Annotated in this window: 7 protein-coding genes and 1 pseudogene; 2 read left to right on the top strand and 6 right to left on the bottom strand. The window is 63.0% G+C overall.

The genetic code is table 11. The features are described 5' to 3' along the window. Positions 1 to 38 precede the first annotated feature (38 nt). Both AC0V2Y_RS10615 and AC0V2Y_RS10610 read left to right on the top strand, forming a co-directional pair. Positions 39 to 311, top strand: a pseudogene (locus AC0V2Y_RS10615) (helix-turn-helix domain-containing protein); the annotation flags it as partial. Positions 312 to 391: 80 nt separating this feature from the next. Then, a complete protein-coding gene (locus tag AC0V2Y_RS10610) occupies positions 392 to 910 on the top strand; it encodes an N-acetyltransferase family protein (protein ID WP_475417615.1) in 519 nt (172 codons plus the stop codon). A 14-nt stretch (positions 911 to 924) separates the two neighbouring features. On the opposite strand, the gene AC0V2Y_RS10605 is transcribed toward AC0V2Y_RS10610, so the two are convergent. The 6 genes from AC0V2Y_RS10605 to AC0V2Y_RS10580 all read right to left on the bottom strand — a co-directional run bounded on the left by AC0V2Y_RS10605 (position 925) and on the right by AC0V2Y_RS10580 (position 7112). After that, positions 925 to 1350: a Fur family transcriptional regulator gene (locus AC0V2Y_RS10605; RefSeq protein ID WP_070218730.1), complete on the bottom strand. Its 426-nt coding sequence runs from the start codon at positions 1348 to 1350 to the stop codon at positions 925 to 927. Positions 1351 to 1452: 102 nt separating this feature from the next. Further along, positions 1453 to 2817 carry an alpha/beta hydrolase gene (locus tag AC0V2Y_RS10600; RefSeq protein WP_475417616.1) on the bottom strand — a complete coding sequence of 455 codons (1365 nt, stop codon included), beginning with the start codon at positions 2815 to 2817 and terminating at the stop codon, positions 1453 to 1455. A 108-nt stretch (positions 2818 to 2925) separates the two neighbouring features. Continuing rightward, positions 2926 to 3804: a proteasome-type protease gene (locus AC0V2Y_RS10595; RefSeq protein WP_475417617.1), complete on the bottom strand. Its 879-nt coding sequence runs from the start codon at positions 3802 to 3804 to the stop codon at positions 2926 to 2928. 91 nt (positions 3805 to 3895) lie between these two features. Next, the gene (locus AC0V2Y_RS10590; protein WP_475417618.1) at positions 3896 to 4705 is read right to left on the bottom strand and encodes a transglutaminase family protein; all 810 of its coding nucleotides are present in this window, start codon (positions 4703 to 4705) and stop codon (positions 3896 to 3898) included. Continuing rightward, positions 4705 to 5649: an alpha-E domain-containing protein gene (locus AC0V2Y_RS10585; protein WP_475417619.1), complete on the bottom strand. Its 945-nt coding sequence runs from the start codon at positions 5647 to 5649 to the stop codon at positions 4705 to 4707. The genes AC0V2Y_RS10590 and AC0V2Y_RS10585 overlap by 1 nt, the downstream gene beginning before the upstream one ends. Next, positions 5643 to 7112, bottom strand: a complete 1470-nt coding sequence (locus AC0V2Y_RS10580) for a circularly permuted type 2 ATP-grasp protein (RefSeq protein ID WP_475417620.1) — start codon at positions 7110 to 7112, stop codon at positions 5643 to 5645. Before AC0V2Y_RS10580 ends, AC0V2Y_RS10585 begins: the two co-directional genes overlap by 7 nt. Between the last annotated feature and the right edge of the window lie 59 nt (positions 7113 to 7171).

The following is a 7171-nucleotide window of genomic DNA, read 5'->3' as shown; positions in this document are numbered from 1 at the left end:
GATGACAAAGTGAGCAGTACGCAGGCAGAGCGGCCTGTACTGGCACGCCGTCCCGTCGTTTCTTTTTCCCCGTGATGGCCAGCCTCGCCGAAATGGAACGCGAGCTGACAGTCGAAGGCACCCGTGCCGGGCTGGAAGTCGCGCGACAACTTGGTCGGAAAGGCGGACGCAAAGTCAAAATGACCGACAGCAAGATCGAATCGGCCAAAAAGCTGCTGGCGAGCGGTGTACCGCCCAGGGATGTAGCCAAGAGCCTCGGTGTGTCCATTTCTACACTGTACCGATGGGTTCCCGCTTCAACGCAGGCTTAGCGTGCGATTTTTCCGTTTTCTGAGACGTCCCCATGAGGGAAGGGCGTGGGTATAATGGCAAAAAACTGCCGAGTCCTCCCATGCCCGCCTCCGATATCGTCATCCGCCTGCTCACGCCAGCCGACGCCACCGCCTTTTGCGCGCTGCGCCTGCGCGCCATCCAGGATTCGCCCAGCTCGTTTTCCTCGTCGCGCGAGGATGAGCTGGCGCGCACGCCCGAGGAACACGTGCAGCGCATCGCTGACGGCGCCATACAGCGCAGCTTTGGCGCCTTCGATGGCGAGCGTCTCGTCGGTTTTGCCGGCTTGCGGCGCGAGCCCCTGCGCCAGCTGTCGCACAAGGCCGTGCTATGGGGCGTGTTCGTCGATGTGACGCAGCGGGGCCGTGGCGTGGCGCGGCGTCTGGTGAACGCCTGCATCGAACTGGCCGAGACGGACCCTGCCGTCATGCAAGTGCACTTGAGCGTGAATGCGGAAAACAATGCCGCCCTGCGCCTGTATGAATCCTTGGGATTTATCGCGTATGGCACCGAGCCGCGCTCGATGCGCGTGGGCGACTTGTTTTATGACGAGCATCACCTGGCCTTGCTGCTCAAGTGATGTCTTTTTAAAAATTACTTGCAGCGCGGGCACAGGCCCTTGATCAGGTAATCGACTTCGCCGCCGCTGAAGCCTTCCGGCAAGAGTACGGGCGGCGGCAGCTTGACTTCATTGAAGCAGGTCACGTTGGCGCACTTGGTGCACTGGAAGTGCGCGTGCTCGTGCGCCTGGTGGCCGGCGCCGGCGCTGAAGCGCCACACTTGGTCGGCGCCCGCGATGCGGTGCACCAGCTCATTTTCCGTCAGCCATTCCAGCACCCGGTACAGGGTGACGGAATCGATATCGCTGTCCTGCGACAGCGCCTGCTGGATTTCATGGTGGGTCAGCGAACGGCTTTGCGCCATTAAAAAGTCGAGCACCTTCACGCGCGTCTTGGTGACGCGGGCGTTGGTGTTGCGGATCAGCGATTCGGCGTGCGGTGTAGAAGATGATGTCAACATGATAAGCCTGCTTGCGGGGGATCGGCTGGCGGCGTCATCGCCGTGCCTGTGCCACCCTCTGGGCCATATCTTAGCATGCGTGCCGCACCGGATGGAACGGCGTCATGGTTTGAACGTCCAATAGCGGCCCGCCAGCGTATCGACGGGCTCGAGAAAGCGCTGGTCGGCGCGCGCATGGTTGCGTATCAGATAGAACATGTCGGACAGGGCCGAGTGCTTTTCCGCAAAGTACGAGTGCTTCATGAAGCTCGTGTCGACGCCCGTGGCGTCGATGGTTTCCACGCCCGCCACGATCAGCATGCCGGCGCCGCTGTCGCCTGCGCGCGGGTAGCCGTGCACGGCTTTCGAGGCGGCCAGGGCCAGGTCTTGCGAGGAGGCATACAAGGTGACGGGATTGCGCGCGCGGGCCAGTTGCGGCGCGATATCGTGCTTGAAGATGGCCGCGTCGATGTCGGGCGCGGAGAGGATGATTTCCGTGATCTTTTGCGCCAGCTGCGGCTGCGCGGCCAGCAAGCCGGCCACGGCCCGCGCCAGGCCACGGTTGCCCATGCTGTGGCCCACCAGATACACTTGCGCCGCTTCGGTGCTGGCGAGAAAGTCGGCCAGGAAGGCCGTGATGTGGGGCGTGCTCCATTCGATATTGTTTTCATCGATGGTGTAGGCGGCGATGTCGCCCCGCGACGGCCAGCTGTAGAACACGGGCGCGCCATCGAAACCGAGGTCGTAGGCCATCTGCCCCGTGCGCCGCGCCGCATCCTCGAAACTCACGTTGTAGCCGTGCACGAAGACAAAGGCGCTCTTGCCGGCCGAGGCGCGGATCTGCGTCTTCAAGGCCGCAAAGAGGTTGTCGCGGTCCCGCACCTCGGCCGACAGCAGCACCACGTGCTTGGCCGGGTCGTCGCGAAATTCCAGGCGCCACAGCGACGGCGATTCCAGCTGGCCCATGCGGTGGTCGCGGGGAATGCTGATGTCGCAGCTGCCATAGCTGAGTGGGCCCTCGCCGCCGTTGCCGCCATTGCCGTGACTCATTCCTGTGCTGCGTTCGCCGCTGAAGCGCTGGGGCGGCGGCTTGCCCACGTCGCGCTGGCGGTCCGTGGCGAAATACACTTTCACCACGGCATAGTTCGACACGACGGTGCTTTTATCGGCCGGGGCGGGCGCGGTCCCCACCTCTGGCAACGGGGAAGGCGGGCGCTGCAGCGCATCGAGCAAGCCTTGCGCGGCAAACAGGGTCTCCATGTCATCGGGCACTTTCGCCGTGGACAGGGCGGCCGACAGGGCCAGTTGCAGCTGGGAATTGGCAGGTTCGGCCTCCAGCGCGGCGATGGCGGCCAGGATGGCGGCGGCGCCGTCGAACTTGGCGATGGCCAGCTTGAGGCGCTGATAGTGGCTGGCGACGGCTTCCGGCGCGTGGCCGGGCGCGCCATGTCCGATGGCCGCCACCACGGCGGAAGTGATCAAGTCCATGCGCCACCTGCCTCTCTGATCAATATGAATTAAATATCAACTCATATTGCCATAAAAGCACGCGAAAAGCGACTTGTCCAGCAGCGCGCGCAGGCGGTGCGCGGCAGATCAATGCTGGCTGTCGTCGCTGAACTGCTGCGCCAAGGATTGCAGGGGCGCCACCGTCAGGCCGCCGCGGCTCACGTGCTCGGGGATGGCCACGCGCACGGGCTTGCTGTGCATGTTGCTTGATGACAGCACGTTCGTCGTGGTTTCCGGCGCCGCGTTCCACACAGGATCGACGATGCCTTCGAACACATGTTTCAATTGCTCGCCCCAGGTGTCGCGGATCATGCGGAAATACTGGTTCTTTTCATCGATGGTGACGAAGCGCGTGACGGCCAGGCTGCCCGTCTCGTAGACGAGCAAGTCCAGCGGCAAGCCGACGGAAATGTTCGAGCGCAAGGTCGAATCCATGGAAATGAGCGCGCACTTGGCCGCCTCGTCCAGGCGCGTGAACGGGTTGATGACCCTGTCGATGATGGGCTTGCCATACTTGGCTTCGCCGATCTGGAAATACGTGTTTTCATCGTGCGATTCGATGAAATTGCCAGCCGAATACACCTGGAACAATCGGCAGCGCTCGGCGCCTATCTGGCCGCCCAGGATGATGCTGACGTTGAAATCGATGCCGCAGTCGGCCAGGGCCTTCGCTTCGCGCAGGTGCACGGTGCGCACGGCTTCGCCCACGATGCGCGCCGCGTCATACATGCTGGATACGTTCCAGATGCTGCGTCCGTCCGCATCAACGTGTTCGGAGACGATCTGGCGGATCGCTTGCGAGATCGATAAGTTGCCGGCCGTCATCAGGACCAGCATGCGGTCGCCCGGGTTCTCGAACACGCTCATCTTGCGGAAGGTGCCCACCTGGTCCACGCCGGCGTTGGTGCGGGAGTCGGACAGGAAGACCAGGCCTTCGTTCAGGCGCATGCCTATGCAATAAGTCATCGTCGTAAATCAAGTCAAAAGGGCTAGCATTCTACACCAGCCGGGGCCAGGCTATCCGCCGCAAGCCCCGGCCAGCCACGTTCTTGCCGGTTCAGCCAGGCACGATCTGCACGTCCACGTGCAGGGTTTCCGTGCCGCCGCCCTGGCGCACGCCCCGCACGGGCGCCGCCGAATCGTAGTCGCGCCCGATGGCCAGGCGGCAATACGCGTCCGTCATCAGCCGCGCATGCGTGACGTCGATGCTGACCCAGCCCGCGAAATCCGTGTCTTCCGTCCAGGCGTCGACCCAGGCATGGCTGGCCGCATGGCCCGTCGTGCCCGGATCGATGTAGCCGGACACATAGCGGGCCGGGATGCCCCAGGCGTGGCAGCAGGCGAGGAACAGGTGCGCGTGGTCCTGGCACACGCCGCGCCCCAGGGCCAGGGCGTCGCCGGCCGTGGTGGTGACCATGGTGGCGCCGCTTTCATAGGCCACCTTGCCGACGATGTGCTCGGCCAGGCGCAGCAGATGGCCCGTGCCGGCCGTGACGCGGCGGTCGGGCAGGCTGGCGGCCGTCAGTTCCACGATGGCGGGGTTGGCCTGGGTCAGCGGCGTCGGCATGGTAAACAACAGCGGCGACAAGGTGTCGACCAGGTTCAGCCGCCCCTTGTGCGGGTAGATGGTTTCCACCACGCCCTGGGCGACCAGGCTCAGCGATTGATGGCTGCCGTTGATCGTCAGCATGTGCGACAGGTTGCCGTAGGCATCCGTGTAGGCGTGGCACTGGCCCGGCGTGGTGATTTGCCAGGACAGGGCCCGCTGCTGCGGCTCGATACGCGGCGTCAGGTGCAGCTGCTGGATGGTGTAGGCCAGCGGCGCACTGTAGGCGTAGTGGGTTTCGTGGCGGATGGTGAGCTGCATCAGGCCGCCAAGGGAACGAGGAAATCGCGGCTGACCCGGTTGCCCAGCTCATAGATGTTTTCCAGAAACTCCGTCAAGGTATGGTGCAATCCCGCCTTCATGATGTCGTCGATATGGCCGAATTTCAGCTCCGCATGCAGCTTGCCGGCGAACCGTTCCGTATCGGCCGACACATCATTGCGGATATGCTTCAGATTTTCCACCACGTCATCCATACAGGCCAGGAGCGACCTGGGCATGTCGCCGCGCAGCATCAGCAATTCCGCCACGCGCGCCGGCGTGATCACGTCGCGGTAGACCTTGCGGTAGATCTCGAAGCCGGAAACGGAGCGCAGCAGGGCCGCCCAGTAGTAAAAGTCACGCTGCGCGACGTCTTTCGACGTATCGCGCGCGCCGTGGAACTTGACGTCGAGGATGCGCGCCGTGTTGTCGGCCCGCTCCAGGAAGGTGCCCAGGCGGATGAAGTGGATGGCTTCGTCCTTGAGCATGGTGCCTAAAGTGACGCCGCGCGACAGGTGCGAGCGGTATTTGACCCATTCGAAGAAGGCGCTGGGGTCCGTTTCCAGCAGATTGCTTTTCAGGCGCTTCTGCACGTCGAGCCAGGTGGCGTTCTGGATTTCCCACACTTCCGTCGTCAAGGTTCCCCGCACGGCGCGGGCGTTTTCGCGCGCGCCCGTCAGGCAGGCCAGGATGGATGACGGGTTGTTCGGGTCGCGTACCATGAAGTCGAGCACGTCGCGCGTGTGGAAGCGGCCGTATTTGTGGTCGTATGCGCTTTGCAGCTCGGAAATACCCAGCGTGGCGCGCCAGCCTTGCTCCGCGTCCTGCTCGGACTGCGGCAGCATGGACGTTTGCATGTTGACGTCCAGCATGCGCGCCGTGTTTTCCGCCCGCTCCGTGTAGCGGGCCATCCAGAATAAATGATCGGCAGTGCGGCTCAGCATGTTTTCTCTCCTGCAAAAGCTGCTTTTTCTTCTGATAATGTGGCTTCCAGTACCCAGGTATCCTTGGTGCCGCCCCCCTGCGAGGAATTGACCACCAGCGAGCCTTCTTCCAGCGCCACGCGGGTCAGGCCGCCCGGCACCATGGAAATCGTCTTGCCGGATAGCACGAACGGACGCAGGTCGATGTGGCGCGGCGCGATGCCGGCCTCGACATACGTGGGGCAGGCGGACAGGGCCAAGGTCGGCTGGGCGATGTAGCCGCCCGGATTGGCCAGCAGGCGCTGGCGGAAATCCTCGATCTGCGCCAGGCTGGACGCCGGCCCCACCAGCATGCCGTAGCCGCCCGCGCCATGCACTTCCTTGACCACCAGTTTCGCCAGGTTCGCCAGCACGTAGGACAGGTCGGCCGCCTTGCGGCATTGATACGTGGGAACATTGTTGAGTATCGGTTCCTGCGACAGGTAGAACTTGATCATGTCGGGAACAAAAGGGTAGATCGACTTGTCGTCGGCCACACCCGTGCCGATGGCGTTGGCCAAGGTGACCCGTCCCGCGCGGTAGACGGACAGCAGGCCCGGCACGCCCAGCGAGGAATCGGAGCGGAAGGCCAGCGGATCGAGGAAATCGTCGTCGACCCTGCGGTAGATGACGTCGACGCGCTTGGGCCCGCGCGTGGTGCGCATGTAGACGGAGTTGTCGTTGACAAACAAATCCTTGCCTTCCACCAGTTCCACGCCCATCTGCTGGGCCAGGAAAGCGTGCTCGAAGTAGGCGGAGTTGTACATGCCGGGCGTCATGACGACGACCGTCGGGTCGTCCACGCCCATGGGCGCGACGGAGCGCAGGTTGTCGAGCAGCATGTCCGGATAATGGTCGACGGGAGCGATGCGGTTGCGCGCGAACAGTTCCGGGAACAGCCGCATCATCATCTTGCGGTCTTCCAGCATGTAGGACACGCCTGAGGGCACCCGCAGATTGTCTTCCAGCACATAGAATTCGCCCTGGCCCGCGCGCACGATGTCGACGCCGGCGATGTGCGCATAGATGTCGGAGGCGACGGCGATGCCCTGCATTTCCGGGCGGTACTGGGCATTCTTGTAGATTTGCTCGGCTGGAATGATGCCTGCCTTGATGATGTTTTGTTCATGGTAAATGTCATGGATGAACATGTTCAAGGCTTGCACGCGCTGCACCAGGCCCGTCTGCATCTGCGCCCATTCCGTGGCGGGGATGATGCGGGGGATGGTGTCGAACGGAATCAGGCGCTCCGTGCCGGCATCGTCGCCGTAGACGGCAAACGTGATGCCGACGCGGCGGAACGTCAGGTCGGCTTCTGCCCGCTTGCGGGCGATGGTTTCGGGCGATTGCTGTTCCAGCCAGTTGTTGAATTCACGATAGTGTTCACGTACCTTGCTGTCCGTACCCACTTCATCTGCAGTCATTTCATTGAAAAAATTTGCCATGTTGTGATTTCCCTTGAGCCGTGTCTGACTATAGCTCAGCAGGAAGCGTGCCAATGCCG

This window comes from Janthinobacterium sp. BHSEK, assembly GCF_056174685.1.
This window is presented reverse-complemented; position numbering and strand designations above follow the sequence as displayed.